At 36.4% G+C, this 15,640-nt stretch carries 19 protein-coding genes; 9 read left to right on the top strand and 10 right to left on the bottom strand.

Annotated elements, in window-relative coordinates; genetic code table 11:
- Positions 1–40 precede the first annotated feature (40 nt).
- The 3 genes from ACQY22_RS00825 to ACQY22_RS00815 are packed head-to-tail and all read left to right on the top strand — an operon-like array spanning position 41 to position 3,393.
- A complete protein-coding gene (locus ACQY22_RS00825) occupies positions 41–1,951 on the top strand; it encodes a 2-oxoacid:ferredoxin oxidoreductase subunit alpha (RefSeq protein ID WP_428324678.1) in 1,911 nt (636 codons plus the stop codon).
- Position 1,952: 1 nt separating this feature from the next.
- On the top strand, positions 1,953–2,903 hold the full coding sequence (locus ACQY22_RS00820) for a 2-oxoacid:ferredoxin oxidoreductase subunit beta (protein WP_428324677.1): 951 nt from the start codon (positions 1,953–1,955) through the stop codon (positions 2,901–2,903).
- Between the two features lie 49 nt (positions 2,904–2,952).
- Positions 2,953–3,393, top strand: coding sequence for a hypothetical protein (locus ACQY22_RS00815; RefSeq protein ID WP_428324676.1), 441 nt, complete (start codon positions 2,953–2,955; stop codon positions 3,391–3,393).
- On the opposite strand, the gene ACQY22_RS00810 is transcribed toward ACQY22_RS00815, so the two are convergent.
- Positions 3,386–3,919 carry a hypothetical protein gene (locus tag ACQY22_RS00810; RefSeq protein WP_428324675.1) on the bottom strand — a complete coding sequence of 178 codons (534 nt, stop codon included), beginning with the start codon at positions 3,917–3,919 and terminating at the stop codon, positions 3,386–3,388. The genes ACQY22_RS00815 and ACQY22_RS00810 overlap by 8 nt on opposite strands.
- 102 nt (positions 3,920–4,021) lie before the next feature.
- On the opposite strand from ACQY22_RS00810, the gene ACQY22_RS00805 reads away from it, so the two are divergent.
- Positions 4,022–4,351 carry a hypothetical protein gene (locus tag ACQY22_RS00805; RefSeq protein ID WP_428325554.1) on the top strand — a complete coding sequence of 110 codons (330 nt, stop codon included), beginning with the start codon at positions 4,022–4,024 and terminating at the stop codon, positions 4,349–4,351.
- Position 4,352: 1 nt separating this feature from the next.
- On the opposite strand, the gene ACQY22_RS00800 is transcribed toward ACQY22_RS00805, so the two are convergent.
- The 7 genes from ACQY22_RS00800 to ACQY22_RS00770 all read right to left on the bottom strand — a co-directional run bounded on the left by ACQY22_RS00800 (position 4,353) and on the right by ACQY22_RS00770 (position 10,104).
- Positions 4,353–4,907 (bottom strand): hypothetical protein, encoded by a 555-nt coding sequence (locus tag ACQY22_RS00800; RefSeq protein ID WP_428325553.1) that lies wholly within the window; start codon positions 4,905–4,907, stop codon positions 4,353–4,355.
- A gap of 45 nt (positions 4,908–4,952) precedes the next feature.
- Complete coding sequence (locus ACQY22_RS00795) at positions 4,953–5,732, bottom strand: coenzyme F420-0:L-glutamate ligase (protein WP_428325552.1); 780 nt, start codon at positions 5,730–5,732, stop codon at positions 4,953–4,955.
- A 326-nt stretch (positions 5,733–6,058) separates the two neighbouring features.
- Positions 6,059–7,072 (bottom strand): hypothetical protein, encoded by a 1,014-nt coding sequence (locus tag ACQY22_RS00790; protein ID WP_428324674.1) that lies wholly within the window; start codon positions 7,070–7,072, stop codon positions 6,059–6,061.
- The gene (locus ACQY22_RS00785; RefSeq protein ID WP_428324673.1) at positions 7,069–7,470 is read right to left on the bottom strand and encodes a hypothetical protein; all 402 of its coding nucleotides are present in this window, start codon (positions 7,468–7,470) and stop codon (positions 7,069–7,071) included. Before ACQY22_RS00785 ends, ACQY22_RS00790 begins: the two co-directional genes overlap by 4 nt.
- A gap of 3 nt (positions 7,471–7,473) precedes the next feature.
- Entirely contained in the window at positions 7,474–8,445 is a 972-nt protein-coding gene (locus tag ACQY22_RS00780; RefSeq protein ID WP_428324672.1) for a hypothetical protein, read from the bottom strand.
- Between the two features lie 85 nt (positions 8,446–8,530).
- On the bottom strand, positions 8,531–8,911 hold the full coding sequence (locus tag ACQY22_RS00775) for a CBS domain-containing protein (protein ID WP_428324671.1): 381 nt from the start codon (positions 8,909–8,911) through the stop codon (positions 8,531–8,533).
- A 20-nt stretch (positions 8,912–8,931) separates the two neighbouring features.
- On the bottom strand, positions 8,932–10,104 hold the full coding sequence (locus ACQY22_RS00770; RefSeq protein WP_428324670.1) for a hypothetical protein: 1,173 nt from the start codon (positions 10,102–10,104) through the stop codon (positions 8,932–8,934).
- 109 nt (positions 10,105–10,213) lie between these two features.
- Between ACQY22_RS00770 and ACQY22_RS00765 the strand changes: the two genes are divergently transcribed.
- A complete protein-coding gene (locus tag ACQY22_RS00765) occupies positions 10,214–10,723 on the top strand; it encodes a hypothetical protein (RefSeq protein WP_428324669.1) in 510 nt (169 codons plus the stop codon).
- Between the two features lie 163 nt (positions 10,724–10,886).
- Here the strand turns inward: ACQY22_RS00765 and ACQY22_RS00760 are convergent, their stop codons facing one another.
- Positions 10,887–11,009 (bottom strand): type II toxin-antitoxin system RelE family toxin, encoded by a 123-nt coding sequence (locus tag ACQY22_RS00760; protein ID WP_428324668.1) that lies wholly within the window; start codon positions 11,007–11,009, stop codon positions 10,887–10,889.
- 173 nt (positions 11,010–11,182) lie between these two features.
- Between ACQY22_RS00760 and ACQY22_RS00755 the strand changes: the two genes are divergently transcribed.
- From ACQY22_RS00755 to leuD (ACQY22_RS00740), 4 genes are read left to right on the top strand one after another with little or no spacing between them, the layout of a single operon-like run.
- A complete protein-coding gene (locus ACQY22_RS00755) occupies positions 11,183–12,454 on the top strand; it encodes a 3-isopropylmalate dehydratase large subunit (RefSeq protein WP_428324667.1) in 1,272 nt (423 codons plus the stop codon).
- The gene (gene leuD / locus ACQY22_RS00750) at positions 12,451–12,933 is read left to right on the top strand and encodes a 3-isopropylmalate dehydratase small subunit (protein WP_428324666.1); all 483 of its coding nucleotides are present in this window, start codon (positions 12,451–12,453) and stop codon (positions 12,931–12,933) included. Before ACQY22_RS00755 ends, leuD (ACQY22_RS00750) begins: the two co-directional genes overlap by 4 nt.
- Before the next feature lie 8 nt (positions 12,934–12,941).
- Positions 12,942–14,357, top strand: coding sequence for a 3-isopropylmalate dehydratase large subunit (leuC, locus tag ACQY22_RS00745; protein ID WP_428324665.1), 1,416 nt, complete (start codon positions 12,942–12,944; stop codon positions 14,355–14,357).
- 1 nt (position 14,358) lies between these two features.
- The gene (gene leuD, locus ACQY22_RS00740; RefSeq protein WP_428324664.1) at positions 14,359–14,943 is read left to right on the top strand and encodes a 3-isopropylmalate dehydratase small subunit; all 585 of its coding nucleotides are present in this window, start codon (positions 14,359–14,361) and stop codon (positions 14,941–14,943) included.
- Here leuD (ACQY22_RS00740) and ACQY22_RS00735 read toward each other — a convergent pair.
- Positions 14,921–15,640, bottom strand: a complete 720-nt coding sequence (locus tag ACQY22_RS00735; RefSeq protein ID WP_428324663.1) for a nucleotidyltransferase family protein — start codon at positions 15,638–15,640, stop codon at positions 14,921–14,923. The genes leuD (ACQY22_RS00740) and ACQY22_RS00735 overlap by 23 nt on opposite strands.

Below are 15,640 nucleotides of genomic sequence, written 5' to 3'. Positions count from 1 at the left end.
TAAAACTGACTATTACTATTCATTTCATAGGTGACTTACTATGAGTTCTACAGATTTTACTTGGCTAATTGGAGGACCTCAGGGAAGTGGAGTTGAATCTGGTGCTAATATCTTCTCTAGAGTCTGTGCTGAGATGGGGTATCAGGTATTTGGAAAGCGAGAATTTTATTCAAACATCAAAGGAGAGCACAGTTACTTTGCAGTAAGAATATCTGATAAAAAAATCCATTCAAATGTAAATGATGTAACATTAATGGCGTCATTTGATGCTGAAACTATCTTCCGTCATTATAATGAAGTGATTTCTGGAGGTGGAATAATTTATGATGCAGATCTTGAAGATATTACTACTGATAGAGTACATACACTTGATGCACCATTTAGGGAACGACTACATAAAAAACTAGAATCAAAAAACAAACCATTTTCCATTGCAGGTGTTTTGGAAATTGCAAAAGAAAATGGTGTAAAATTATACCCTGTATCATTCAAAGCAATACTTGAAGCACTTGCCGAAGAAACTGAAAACCCTCGTCTAAAGGGGTTAGTTAGAATGTTCAATGTCATTGGTGTCTCGTTATCATTGGGATTAGTCAAGATGCCTCCTGACTCTTTACAAAAAACAATTGGAACAATCTTTTCAAAGAAACAAGAGATTGCAAAAATTAATCAACAGACCGCAAACTATTCTTACAATTATGCAACTGCAAAGTTTGAAGAATTTCACCATACGTTAACTGGTATTCAAAAAGAACCAGGAACACTTTTGGTTCAAGGATTCCAAGGAACTGCATTAGGAAAGATGGCATGTGGTTGTAGAATGCAACCTTATTACCCAATAACTCCAGCTTCAGATGAATCTGTATTTTTAGAATCAAATGAAATCTTAGAAATAATTGATGACCGCCCTGGCTCTACAGCTGTAATTCAAACTGAAGATGAGATTTGTGCAATGGGGATGACTATAGGAAGTGCCTTAACTGGAACACGCTCGGCAACCTGTACTTCTGGCCCTGGATTTGCCTTAATGACTGAAATGCTAGGCTGGGCAGGCATAAACGAAGTGCCTGTAGTGATCACAAACTACCAAAGAAGTGGACCTTCAACTGGTCTGCCAACAAGACACGGACAAGATGATTTACTTTTTTCTGTATTTGCAGGACATGGAGATTTCCCAAAAATTGTTTATGCATCAAGTGATGTTGAAGAGAGTTTCTATGATACTGGTAATGTCTTCAATTATGCAGATGTATTTCAAGTTCCAGTAATTCACTTGATGGACAAATTCATTGCAAGTTCTGTTGTTACCTGTCCAAGATTTGATCCTTCTAAAATTACAATTAATCGTGGAAAACTCTTAGACAAAATTGAAGGCGAATATGAGAGATTTACATTTACTGAAGATGGTATATCTCCTCGTTCTAGATTGGGACTTGACAACGGAATATTTTGGGATACTGGTGATGAATCTGATGAAAAAGGACACATCACAGAAGATCCGGTATTACGTGTAAAGATGATGGATAAGAGAATGTCTCGTCTTGATTTAATTCTAAAAGAAATCCCAGAAGCAGAAAAAGCAGTATCTTTTGGTGTTGAAGATTATACTGTAATTACATGGGGTTCTTCAAAGGGACCAATTCTAGATGCAATTGAAATGCTCAAAAAAGAAGGAATCTCTATTGGACTTGTACAAATTAAACTATTACACCCATTCCCTAGTAATTATGTTGCATCTTTACTAAAAGATGCAAAGATAATCATTGATGTTGAGGCAAATCATTCAGCACAACTAGGAAAATTATTCAAACAAAATATACAAAGAGACATTGACTATTCTATCTTAAAATACACTGGCCGAGCAATGACTAGTACTGAAGTTTATGATTCACTTAAGAAAATTGTTGAAAACAATGCTGACAAGAGGGAGGTTTTGATGCATGGCGCTTAAGATGGCAGATTTCAAAACAGATGTCCATAATGATTGGTGTCCTGGATGTGGTGATTTTGGAATTGTGAATGCTATCCAGATGGCTCTTGCTGAAATGGGTGTAGAGAGAGACAAGACTGCAATATTTTCCGGAATTGGTTGTTCTGGAAAAACATCTCACTACATCAATACCTATGGCGTTCACACTCTTCATGGTAGAGTCTTGACATTTGCACAAGGTGCAAAGATTGCAAATCCTGAGATGACCATAGTTGCTGTTGGTGGTGATGGTGATGGTTTGGGAATTGGTGCAGGTCATTTTGTTGCAGCAGGAAGACGTAATGTAAACATGACATACATCATATTCGATAACGGAGTTTATGGATTAACAAAGGGACAGGCATCTCCTACCTTAAAACTTGGTGAACAAACAAAATCTCTTCCATCTCCAAATACTAACTACAATGTTAATCCAATTGGATTAGCTGTTGCAAGTGGATTCACATTTGTTGCACGTGGATACTCTTATGATGTACGTCATCTCAAAGATTTGATTATTCAAGCAGTAAATCATAAGGGATTGTCATTTTTGGATGTTTTACAGCCATGTCCAACTTACAATGATCTTAACACTAGAGATTGGTATGCTGGAACTGATTTGATGGATGAAGCTCAAAAGAGACATTCAAGAATTTACAAATTAGAAGAGCATGGTTATGATCCTGTTGTTCACTACAATGAAGAAGCAGAAGTTAATGAAAGACTCACGCAAGCTCTAATCAAATCCCTTGAGTGGGGAAACAAGATTCCAACTGGTGTATTTTACAAAAATGAAATCATTACTCCTTATACTATTAGACTAAGAGACAAGATTCCAAATTATATGGAAAATCCACCTGCAAAACAAAACATATCAAAAAATGGAATCTCTAATACTAATATCTCGCACATCTTAGACTCACTTGAAGTCTAGTCTATCCTAAAACCAAACAGGTTATAGGCAAGTTTTGTAGAAGTGTATTTTGCATTTGAATATCAACGAGGCAAATACTATCTTTAGAAAGTCAATCATCAAGGGTTTTTTTGAACCCCAACTGGTAAACCTTGATTTCAAAAAATCATCTGTAAAACATCCTGCAATAAGTGATGATGGTCTAATGCAATCTGATTTACTTCACATATTCTTTGATGTGGAAACTGGTGCTGATTATCCAGATGGTGATGAGTGGTTTATTGTAGATATGCTATTTCCACATGATATCAAACTGCCTGACAGTCTAAAGGGAACCGATTATTTTACAACTCTTTCAGTTGATAATGGTAAAACATACTGGCACCATCGTGAACTAATCCGATACAAATATGGAAAATCAAAGAAACTTGATAACGCTATAGAGTTTCTAGAATCAAAATACAAAGAACTACACGAATTACTTGAACCACTACAAAAAGATCTTACTTGATTTCCTTCCACACATCGCCTTTAAACGAAAATTGTTTTTGTGGAGACATTGCTGTGTTTAATCTCCATCTAATTGTTTTTGAATCAAATTTGTAATGCACCTCTGTTACTTCTGATGGAATTTTTTCTGGATCAAAATGATAAGGCAACAACTCTAAAACAGAATCAATCTTTTCAATGGCATTATCAAACCATTGTTTGTCTTCTGTATCGATCGTAAATCCAATTTTTGGAACACCTGAAAAATTGATTACAATCTTTATGGCATTACCACTGCCTCTTCTTCGCTTCATCTCTTTGAACACTGCCTTGACTTTTTCCCAACGTTTGAAATCAAACCACTCAAAAAATGCATCATTGAATGTAAGTGGGATATTTACATCTAAGAAACTGACAAAATCTTCATCATCTGCTTCTATTTCTTCTTGATTAATAGTAAAATGAGAATTTAGAAATCCATATAACACTTCAATCTCCCATGGTGAAATCCCATAGTATCTTAGTGTTGTAGTTAAATTGTCCGCCAATGATTTTTAGACTCAAAAATTGTAATTAAAGCTTCAACATTCCAAAACTAGAAGAAATTGACCTTAAAATTAAAATTAGATGGAAAGCCAGTCATTTTAGATATGAAAAAAGAATATGTAGTAAGAAGCATTGATGCTGCCCCTGATGGTGCACCATATGTCATTGTATCATTATCTTCTGTAAAAGATCTCAAAGAAGGAACTCAAAATCCACAATCTCCATTTGGTAGTCCAAAAGTTATGGGCTTTTCAAACATGAATGATATGATGAAAGACCTCAACAAGATGCTTTCTGGAATGGGTGGTGGAATGGGAATGCAAAGTGGCATTACTCAACTAAAACTAGAGATGCATGAATACAAAGACATGGGTCTTTCTGTTGGAGATAAAGTCTTTCTAGAACTAAGTAAAGCAGAATCTCTTGGTGTATAACCTAGAGTATTGTGTTGAAATATTTCCAACCATAAAATGCTGCAACAGTTCCAATGACAAATAACATTGGTTTCCATGCAAACACTGGAAGTGCTGGAGTTGCAAGTTTTACTTTATAGTTATCTACAATTGCATTAACATTTTTCTTAATTTTATCATGCCAGATACTATATTCGACTTGGTATTTCTTTAGAATCTCTTCTACTTCGTAAACAACAGGTGTTCTTTGAGAAAACAAGTGTTGAAGATAATCTCTTGACACTTCAACCTCTGCATGAATCCCGATTAATCCTTTTTTGAGGTCTACCATTCTTACATGCATCTCCCATGGTTTCTTTAGTTTCAAATTAAGACCATGTCCTATTTGGTCAGGTTGTTTGTGTTCAAATTTTACTTTGGTAAACCCCTCTTCAGTAAAGATCTTCATCATTTCATCAAAACTCTTCTTTACAACAACATGAAGTTGTTCAACACCTTCTTTACTATCAACACCAATCTTGTGTTTTAATCCATCAAGAAATGATACTGTCTTTGGATATGTTGTGAGATATTCCAACATTTTGGTGGACAAAATACCTCTATTTAAAGCAGAACAACAACATTACTGATTTTTTGGTGGATTTGATAAACCTCTAACATACACGCATTGATCTGGATCTATTGCCATCTCCAAAGAATTGATTTTTCTATCTGTAAGAGTTGCACCAGAGTTTCTAACTATTGCAAATGGTTTTGACTCTGCACCTTCCCCCATCTTGTGATTTGCAATTGTAGCCAAGTTGTCTACAACTGCTTGAAATGTAACTTTGAGTGGATTACCATCAAGATCTTTTTTTGACCTCATATCTAATACTGGTTCAATCCCTGCACAAGCAATTGCAACACCTGATGTTCCAATTCTTGCAGGCATTAATCTACTGTCTACTAGAATGATTCCAACATGAATTGACATTTTCAAAAATATTTTTCTTCGAAGTTGTTCTGCAATCAAGTATGGATTCTCTGGATACAAAATGACTTTGCCTTTTTTTGCATTTGACTTGTCGATTCCAGCATTAGGTGCCATGATGTTATCTGATGATGTGATGACAAATCCTCCTATACCACCAAAAATTTTATCTGATTCTCTAATTACAACTTCAGCAATCTCTGGTTTTAGTTGATACTTTTTTGAGACATCTAGTCCTTCATCAGAGATTTGAATATTTTCAAGATCAACAATTCTTCCTTGAGAGTTTGAGATGTATTTTGTTGAAATTACTAAAACATCCCCCTCTTCTAGTTTTGTCTTGTTTTTTTCTAATGTCTTCAAAAAGACCTCAAAAACATCGAATTTCTCATTCATTCTGTCTGCTAAAAGTGGTAAAATGGTTAACTGCACAATACTGTGAATGTTCTTTTTCTTTTTTATTGTTCTGAAATAAGGCTTTCCCATCTTTTACGTACAAAATCTGACAAAACATGTCAGATACACTATCAGATTGCACAAATCATAACAATAAACTACGTGTTAGGCATTACACCCTCTACACTTTACAACTTTAACATAATTTTCAAATCATAACAAAATCTCGTGTTGTTAGGCATTACAACCTTCTACAATCTCTACATCTTCTCTACAAAACCGCTACACACTCTACATGTAGCAATTCACGCACAACATGTAGTGTTTTGTTATACCTAACATCTCTATTGTAAAAGGTTCTGTTAATCTTGTGTTAACCCATTTACAAATTCCCTGATCTTTCCAACTACCTCCCTGTGAGTGCCATCGGGATTTACCATAAAGTTCCATCTGTCATAGTCATCTGTGTAATTTGCGTACCCGTATCTCCACGGCATGCATCCTTCATACCCATTGCTTTTTGCATTTTCCAAAAATGTCATCACTGCATCTTCTTGCATTTGATCATTCACATCATGAGACTCTTGCCCGCACTCTCCGATTATGCACGGCTTTGATATTCCAAGGCTTTGATATGATGGCAGATTACCATCATCATCATATCTATGAAAGTCAAAAAAATCAACTGCAGATTCTAACTCATCTTTGAATCTCTTAATGGTACTACTTTCCTGAAAACCACAAGAAACCCTGTGTCCTGTTTTTTGTCTTATCTGATTGCATGACTCTCTGATGTATTGAATTATCTGATTCCAGTAAATGTTTGTTGGAACTCCTCTGTCTTGAAGAATCTTTTCGTGCTCTATTCCCTCTGGCTCATTAATCACATCAACTGCCCAAACCGATTTTTTTACTATCTCGTCATTGAGCAGCTCCGTTACTGCATCCAAAAACGTCTGGCGTTTCTCATCTGTTGTTATTACTCCATTTATCATGTCTGCATAGTGCTGTCTGAATTGACTTACACCGCTGTCTGTAATTGCCCATGTGTCCATCAGACAGAAATAAAATTTCACTCCATATCTCTGTGCAATGGAGCAGGCATCCCTTAGGTTGTGCCAAAAGTCAGTAGTAATTCCAAGTATGGTTCCAGTCGGACCAAAAGTCAATCCCTCGAATCTCTCAAAAAGCCAAAATCTTACTGCCTTGATGTTCATCTCTGAGATGTCCTTGATTATTTTCTCAAATTCCTGAGAATCATATGCCACTGGAATGTGGCTACCATTGTCATAATCCCTTGTCGGGTTTGTACCTAAATCATGATCATATTGTGTCCCAATCCATGCAAGGTTGATTCCTACAGTAAACTCGCTCATACTACCATCACAAACACTAGAAATCCTACAAGTATGCCAAAAATAACCACCCCTATCTGAGTACTCTCCTTGAAGTGCTCTGAACCATATGCAAATGGATGACCCAAATTGACTGAACCCTTGTGTGGCTCAACTATCTGCCGCCATTCAGCAATGATGAATCCAAATCCCGCTCCGACAAGGGCTGACCAAACAATTGAGAGTTCTAGGGCATATGTCTTTGATACCAGAATCAATGCAACTGCAACTATGATTAGTTCCAGTCCAAAATGGTAGTGCTCATGGTTTACCAGTGCCCCTTTCTCATACTTGCTAAATGATGGCTTTACCCACCAGTATGTATCTAAAAGAAACGAAGCAAATGCTCCAAGTACAAAGAAGATTAAATCAAACTCCATGATTTATTCCTGAATCTCTTCATACTGCCGCCACACATCAAACCAAATTCTTGCAAGCGCGTCAATTGAATCTCCCAATATTTCAGGAGCTATATCAAGAAACTTTTGCTCGTAATTATTGCGATACTCTGTAAATGTGACATCATCTGAACCCAAGTTCTTTGGAATAATTTTAGTTGATACGAGATACGAGTAATAGCAAATATCAACCATATAGTCCCAAACATTTCCGTTATCAGAACCAAAGCTTATCTGAAAACTCCGATTTTCTACATCATCTATTATTTGTTCCAAAAATGACTCTGAAATATCTGCATCATCTGCCAGTCTTGGAAATCCCCTATAGTCTAGCTTGAATCTTTTTTCTTTTTGTGTTGGATCTGTCAAAAAGTCATAGTTGTCAGTAATTACATCCTCCCACTGTTTCTCAATATCGTCATGAATTCTACTATCAAATCCCCTTGCATCGCAGTGCAGTGGCATGTGTGCATCACAAACATAGTGGGCTAGCATGAAAAATCCTAATGCAATCTGGTTGTTTGTAGCAATGATTGCAGAACCCGCATTCTTTTTGTCATATGCAACATCGTAGAGAATCTTTAGCTGGTCTCTAATTTGAAACACCAATGCCTGACACCTGTCTGGCAGATTGCCTTTTTCTAGCACTACTCTCTCATTATCTGGCCTTGATGATACCAAGTCAGGCATCTTTGAGCGTGAGGGAAGCGTATGCCTTTGTTGGCGGTACTCTTCTCCTGCTTCTGGTGCCCTTAGCTTCCAGATGTGACCTGTACTGTTATCATGAATTATGCTGTCTGGAAACCACGCACCCTGTACAATCCCGTCATTGTTTTGTCTGAGAAATTTCAACAGCCTGTTTGCAGTCTTTTTGTTTTTCTCACTTAGCGTGTTTCTTTTTTCATACAGTCTCTTTGATGCCATCAACGCAAGCCATGCATGTGTGTACTGCTTCACATTTTATGAATACATGCAATGTTAATAAATTATTATACTCATAATTGTAAGCATTTTTTATCTTTTCTATGGGATAAAAGTGAAATTATTCTGTTTGTACTTCTTCTTGCTTTCTTTCATCAACAAATCTTGTAACATCACTTGGTGTGACAATGCCGACTGGGTTGTTGTTTGTTTTATCAAATACCACTGTAACTGGCTGGCAATCTTGCGCAGCGATTAATTTTTGTATGTTGTCATCAGGAGATGCCCTGTTTATCGAATCTAGATTTTCAACAATCTTGGCTATCTTGACATTTGGTTTGAACTTCACAATGTCTGACACTCGAAGAATTCTGATTGGGTCTTTATTTTGACTAACTATGATTCTGCTTTTGCCACTTGTCTTGAATTTGTTTATCGCCGTTTCCATTTTGTCATTGACATCAACTGAAATAATATTTTCAGGTTTTTCTATTCTTGTCATGATATCTTTTATCTGCATCATTATTTCTTCCCCTTCTTTGGTTTTAATTGCCCTAACTTATTTTTTAACTCGTCGTTTTCTGTCTTTAGCTGCAAGAATGCATCTTCTAGTGCCTTGTTATCTAACTCCAACTGCTTGTTTGATTTTAATGTGGCATCACGACCTTCGGTCTTTTCCTTCTCTTTTTTCTTGAGTTCTTTATTTTGAGTCTCTATTTTCTTGTTTTCAGTCTCTATCTCTTCGTTTTCCTTCTCAACTTTTGTCTTTAGTTCCTCGACTACCTCTTTTTCGTCTTTTGCGCTTTTGGCCTCTGCCTTGAACTTGCTTGTCATCTTGTCAATGACTGCAATAGGTGTGAATCCAGCTGCTAGGCATGTTGCAATTAATACTACCATGTTTTGTACTGTTGGCTGTAACTGGCCATTTGCAAAAAGTGATGACAACCCTTCAAATGATGCTAATACTATGACTCCTGCAACTCCTCCAATCAATCTGGGATATGTGGTGTTTTCATTGTCTGTGGCAGGTTTGTCTTTTTTTGTATCTTCTTTTTTTACTGGCGTTCCTTGAGAAGTCAATACCTGCTGTCCTTGGCCTTGCTTTTGTTTTTCTACTGGTTTTTGATCTTTCTTTTTTCCAAAATTGCTGTTCTGGTTGTGTATCTCTGTTCCAAGCGTTCCAAAACCAAACGCCAATGTTATCAATAATGTCACTGCAGCTACAGTGTTTTCCTCCCACCAGTTCTCTGATTGCTCAATTGTTATCTGTACGGCGTTTGATTCCTTGTTGTGTGTTATGCCCTCAATTACATATGTTGCACTTGCCCTTGGCAGGTTTGTGTCAACTGACTTTTCTCCCTTTATCCCGTCTATTGGCTTTATCTTGTAGGAGAATTCTTTTTGCTCTCCTGGCTGCATGCTGTCAATTTGGAAAACAACAAACTCGTTTTCTGTCTTGATTCCGTCATTTGAGACAAGCTTGAACCCAAACGGAATTGCATCTGCAACTTTGATGTCTGATATCTGCTTGTCTCCAACACCAAATACCAAAACTTTGACTGTAATCTCGTCTGACCACTCTATTTCAGTCTGGCTGACTGACTTGTTGAGAAATACCGACGAGGTCTCTTGTGCCAGTGCTGGCGATATGGTGACTATAGCTAAAAGTACGAAAAAAATTAGTTGATATTTCAATATGTTCATACTTTAATACTTTCTTTTAAATTTTTTACGTGAATTAGCCTCGTTATTTCTGATAGGGTCTTTGATCAGACTAAAATAATATGTCCATATTATCATACTTGTGATATTAGACAAACCTACAAGAATTCAGAAAATACATCAAGCCTTTATCAATAAATTTTCTGACGGCATGATGAGCATCAAACCTGAAAAAACAGACCCAAAATATGCTAAAAAAATTGAATCATGGCAGTTGGCATTTGATTTTCCTCAAAGACTGAACCTGTATGTTGTGGATTTAGCCAATACGATAGTTTTGGCGGGAAAGTACAATCAAAACATACCTGAAAACGATGTCAAAGTAACAAGAGATTTTACAGATGATGTGCTCTCTGTACTGCATTCTGATAAATTTGATCATCACATGGAAATAGCAAAACCCGACATTCCTGATGATCAACACTATGATGAAAAAATCAAAAAATGGAGTACTGCCTTTAATTTTGTTAAAGTGTTGCGTGATTGGGCAAAAGACGTGGAAAAAGAAATCGATGACAAAGGTGGAGAAATTTCTTATGCTAGATACAACACCCTTATCTACACTTTAATTCTGAACTTTGAGCGCACCTGATTTTATTTTTAATCGTAAACTCTTTCTCCCTTCTTTACATGGATCATTGATCTGAACAAATCGTTCATTAGGGTTTTAAGCAAATTTTGCCAACTACTAGCATGTCTGAAAATGAATCATGGGAAAACATGCTGGGTTTGTCATGGGCTGTAATTGATGAAGACTAGTCATATACTCGTGCTCTTTTCTTTACTTTTACCATGTGCAGTATCAGTTTGTCATTAATGACATCTACTATTACACGATACATTCCAACTCGAAACTTGTAGTATGGCGAGTTTGTCATTCTTTCAAGATATGAGAATGGGTCTTTTCATGCAGGTTTGCCTCCAAAAAGAAGGTTATACCAAAAATTTTTTGCAGTGTTTTTGCATGTAACCGTCAGGGTATGGTTTTTCATATCTGACACTTGGACATCTTCTGAAAAGCTTTTAATCTCTAAAAGAGTGGTTTTTGATTATGAACATTGTAGAGAAGATTCTTGCACGTGCATCAGGAAAATCCCAAGTTGCTCCTGATGATGTAATATTTGCAAAGGTCGACAAAGTAATGGTTCATGATGTTTCTGGACCTGGAGTTCTCAAGGTATTTGACAAATTAAAAAACAAAGGTGTTGATGTTAGCAAACTCTGGGATCCATCAAAAGTATGGGTAGCAGAAGATCACTTTGTTCCTTCTGCTGAAAAAGTATCTGCTGAAAATATTGTAAAACTATCAAATTTCACGAAAAACTATGGAATTGAAAAACATTTCAAGTATGGAATGGGTCAGTATGGAATTTGCCATACTCTATCTCATGAAGAGGCAATGGTGTTGCCTGGAGATGTCTATGTTGGTGGTGACTCTCACACAAACACTACAGGTGCACTTGGTGCATTTGCTTGTGGATTAGGTCATACTGATATTGCATATGTTTTGCTTAACGGACAAATTTGGTTTAAGGTTCCAGAGACTGATTATTTCAAACTAAATGGAAAACTACCAGATCATGTAATGGCCAAAGATTTGATATTGAAAATCATTGGTGATATTGGAACTGATGGAGGAAATTACAGAACAATGCAGTTTGGTGGTACTGGAATTGATGAGATGTCCGTTGAAAGTAGATTGACTTTATGTAATATGACAACAGAAGCTGGTGCAAAAAATGGAATTGTAGAAGCTGATCAAAAAGTTGTAGATTATCTTTCAAGTAGAGGTGCAACAAATGCACATATATTCAAAGGTGATGATGATTCCCAATATGCAAATGTCTATGAGTATGAAGCATCTGAGATGGAACCTCTTGTTGCAAAACCCTTTTCACCTGAAAATATTTCTGCAGTCCGAGAAGCCCCATCCGTAGAATTAGATAAGTCATACATTGGTTCTTGTACTGGTGCAAAATATGAAGACCTAGAGGCTGCAGCAAAAATTCTCAAAGGAAAGACTGTAAAGATTAGAACAGAAATCCTTCCAGCATCTATCTCAATTTACAAACGTGCAATGGAGAATGGTTTGCTTACTATATTCCTAGATGCTGGTGTAACTGTGGGTCCTCCAACATGTGGTGCATGTTGTGGTGCTCACATGGGTGTCTTGGCCAAAAATGAAATCTGTATTAGTACTACAAACAGAAACTTCCCTGGAAGAATGGGTCATGTTGAATCTGAAACATATCTCTCATCTCCAATGGTTGCAGCAGCATCAGCAGTAACTGGAAAAATCACTGATCCGAGGGATTTACAATGAAAGGAAATGTCATAAAATACGAACGAGACAACATCGATACTGATGTAATTATTCCTGGACAATATCTCAAAGTTCATGATTATGCCGAACTTGCAACCCATGCAATGGAAGGCCTAGATCCTGACTTTCACTCCAAAGTAAAGGAAGGTGATTTTATTTTATCTGGAAAGAATTTTGGATGTGGCTCATCACGTGAACATGCTCCAATTGCATTGTCTCATTCTGGAGTCAAAGCTGTCTTGGCATTATCTTTTGCAAGAATCTTTTACAGAAATTCTGTTGATGGTGCATTTTTGCTACCAATTGAAATTGAAGAAGATGCATACACTGGAATCTCTGAAGGAGATGAAATTGATATTGACATTAGTAACAACGAAATCAAAAACTTGACAAAAAACCAAACATACAAGATGAAACCCTTCTCTGAAATTATTGGAAAAATAATTGAAGCTGGTGGACTTTTCAATTACAAACCATAGGATTCAAAATGGGAAAAACACTTTTTGAAAAAATTTGGAATGCACACGTTGTAGTTGGAAAAGAATCAGGCCCTTCACTAATTTACATTGACAGACACCTAGTTCATGAAGTTACATCCCCTCAAGCCTTTGATGGTCTTAGGATAAATAACAGAAAAGTTCGAAGACCTGATCTTACCATTGCAACAATGGATCATAATGTTCCTACAACTGACAGAGGACTACCAATATTGGACCAAACATCATCTGTTCAAATTCAGACACTGGAAAAAAACTGCCAAGATTTTGGAATCAAACTATTTGATATCAACAGTCCTAATCAGGGGATTGTTCATGTAATTGGCTCTCAATTAGGAATCACTTTGCCTGGTTCTACCATTGTGTGTGGTGATAGTCATACATCTACTCATGGTGCATTTGGTGCACTAGCATTTGGAATAGGAACAAGTGAAGTAGAGCATGTATTGGCATCTCAGACTTTATGGTTAGAAAAACCAAAACCATTTGAAATTAGAGTTGAAGGAAAGCGCAAGAATCCTCATGCAGTCACTGCTAAAGATGTTGTGTTATCTATAATCAAAAACATTGGAACTGGTGGTGGTACTGGAACTGTAATCGAGTATCGTGGTGAGGGAATCACTGATCTCTCTATGGAACAGAGAATGACAATCTGTAACATGTCAATTGAGGCAGGTGCCCGTGCTGGATTAATTGCCCCTGATGAAAAGACCTATGAATATCTTAGAGGAAGACAATACACTCCAAAAAATTATGAATCTCTTGTTGAATACTGGAAAGAAAATCTAAAGACTGATGATGATGCAAAATTTGAAAAGCAATTTACATTACACATTGATGATATTGCCCCCCAAGTAAGTTGGGGAACAAATCCTGGAATGACTTGTGATGTAACTGAAACAGTTCCAACACCTGATGAGTTTTCAAAAGGTGATGCTAATCAAAAGAAAGGCGCAGAAAAAGCACTTGATTATATGGATCTTGAATCTGGAACTCCCATTGAGGATATTAAAATTGATAGAGTGTTCATTGGCTCTTGTACTAATGCAAGACTAGAAGATTTGATTGAAGCATCCAAAGTAATCAAAGGGCAAAAAATTTCTCCAGATGTTCGTGCAATGGTAGTGCCTGGCTCTCAAATGGTAAAGAAACAAGCTGAAGAGATGGGTCTTGACAAAATTTTCATTGATGCTAACTTTGAATGGAGAGAAGCTGGATGTAGTATGTGTCTTGGAATGAATCCTGACATTTTATCTCCAGGGGAAAGATGTGCAAGCACATCTAATCGAAACTTTGAAGGAAGACAAGGCACTGGTGGACGAACTCACTTGGTTAGTCCTGTAATGGCAGCAGCTGCTGCAATTAACGGACATTTTGTTGATGTAAGGAAGATGGATTTGAATTAGTATGGAACCATTCAAAAAAACAACAAGCATTGTAACCCCACTTGACAAAGTTAATGTCGATACTGACCAAATTGTACCAAAACAATTCCTAAAACTAGTTCAAAAGTCTGGGTTTGGAAAATTCCTGTTCTTTAACTGGAGATATGATGAAAATGAAAAACCAAAATCTGATTTTGTACTAAATGATTCAAAATACGATAATTCCAAAATCTTGGTTGCAGGAGATAATTTTGGGTGTGGTTCAAGTAGAGAACACGCAGTATGGGCACTACAAGATTATGGATTTTCAGTAATTATTGCTCCTTCATTTGCTGATATCTTCTTTAGTAACTGCTTCAAGAATGGAATCTTGCCTATTTCGCTTGAACAAAGCATTGTAGAAAAACTACAACAAGAGTTAGAACCAATTGAAGTTGATTTGGAAAGTCAATTAATCAAAACATCTTCAACTGATGTACATTTCGATATAGACTCTCACAAAAAAAAGATTCTCCTAGAAGGACTAGATGACATTGCACAAACATACCAATTTGAAGAAAAGATTTCTGAATTTGAAAAACAGTCTACAATCCCATCTGTTTTATGATCTTCTTTACAGTTTTTTGATTCCTCTCTAAATATGGTGGGGATTCGGCATCCATCCATTCTTTATTCCCTACATCAAAAGCACTAATCTTTCCTTCTTTTGATAATTGCTGCAAAATATCGTATGACAGATTGATCTCTTTTTGTTTTTTCTTTGCCTTTATTTTTTGAATAATATCTTTTCCAAGCATATACACTCCAAAACACTCAGATAACTGTAATTTCATTACTGGTTTTTCTTTGAATTCTGTAATTATTCCATCTTCTACAACTGCAAATCCTGTCTCTTCTTTTCTTTTTGTTCTAGTTGCAATACATGCAGAACTCTTCTTTTTGGTAAATGTCTCTTTCATCTTTTTTAGATCTACTGCACACAAATTATCTACAAACCATAACACAAACTCTGATTCTCCTTTAAGTTTTCTCTCAATATGTAACAAATCTCCTCCTGTTCCACTTTGAGAGTCTTGAACAAAGGAGATATTCTTTTGATTTCCGTAATAGTTTTTGATTTGTCCTCCAAGTCCATTAAAATCTGAAATTATGATTATCTCTTTTATGAAATTAAATTTTTGTAGATATCTTATGATATAATCTATCATTGGCTTTCCTTTAATTGGAGTCATAGCTTTGGGAAAGAATTCTGTATATGGCTTACCTCGTGTACCTTTGCCACCGGCTAAAATTATTGCCTTCAC

Origin of the sequence: Candidatus Nitrosopumilus sp., assembly GCF_965263415.1 — an archaeon.
In the GTDB taxonomy this organism is placed as follows: domain Archaea; phylum Thermoproteota; class Nitrososphaeria; order Nitrososphaerales; family Nitrosopumilaceae; genus Nitrosopumilus.
The sequence above is the reverse complement of the archived record's forward strand: the minus strand, read 5'-3'. Positions and strand labels throughout refer to the sequence as shown.

Excerpts from the sequence above, each read along its gene's own strand:
- ACQY22_RS00825 (WP_428324678.1), top strand. The coding sequence starts at position 41 with ATGAGTTCTACAGATTTTACTTGGCTAATTGGAGGACCTCAGGGAAGT.
- ACQY22_RS00820 (WP_428324677.1), top strand. The coding sequence starts at position 1,953 with ATGGCAGATTTCAAAACAGATGTCCATAATGATTGGTGTCCTGGATGT.
- ACQY22_RS00805 (WP_428325554.1), top strand. The coding sequence starts at position 4,022 with ATGAAAAAAGAATATGTAGTAAGAAGCATTGATGCTGCCCCTGATGGT.
- ACQY22_RS00790 (WP_428324674.1), bottom strand. The coding sequence starts at position 7,072 with ATGAGCGAGTTTACTGTAGGAATCAACCTTGCATGGATTGGGACACAA.
- ACQY22_RS00785 (WP_428324673.1), bottom strand. The coding sequence starts at position 7,470 with ATGGAGTTTGATTTAATCTTCTTTGTACTTGGAGCATTTGCTTCGTTT.
- ACQY22_RS00775 (WP_428324671.1), bottom strand. The coding sequence starts at position 8,911 with ATGACAAGAATAGAAAAACCTGAAAATATTATTTCAGTTGATGTCAAT.
- ACQY22_RS00760 (WP_428324668.1), bottom strand. The coding sequence starts at position 11,009 with ATGACAAACTCGCCATACTACAAGTTTCGAGTTGGAATGTATCGTGTA.
- ACQY22_RS00755 (WP_428324667.1), top strand. The coding sequence starts at position 11,183 with ATGAACATTGTAGAGAAGATTCTTGCACGTGCATCAGGAAAATCCCAA.
- leuD (WP_428324666.1), top strand. The coding sequence starts at position 12,451 with ATGAAAGGAAATGTCATAAAATACGAACGAGACAACATCGATACTGAT.
- leuC (WP_428324665.1), top strand. The coding sequence starts at position 12,942 with ATGGGAAAAACACTTTTTGAAAAAATTTGGAATGCACACGTTGTAGTT.
- leuD (WP_428324664.1), top strand. The coding sequence starts at position 14,359 with ATGGAACCATTCAAAAAAACAACAAGCATTGTAACCCCACTTGACAAA.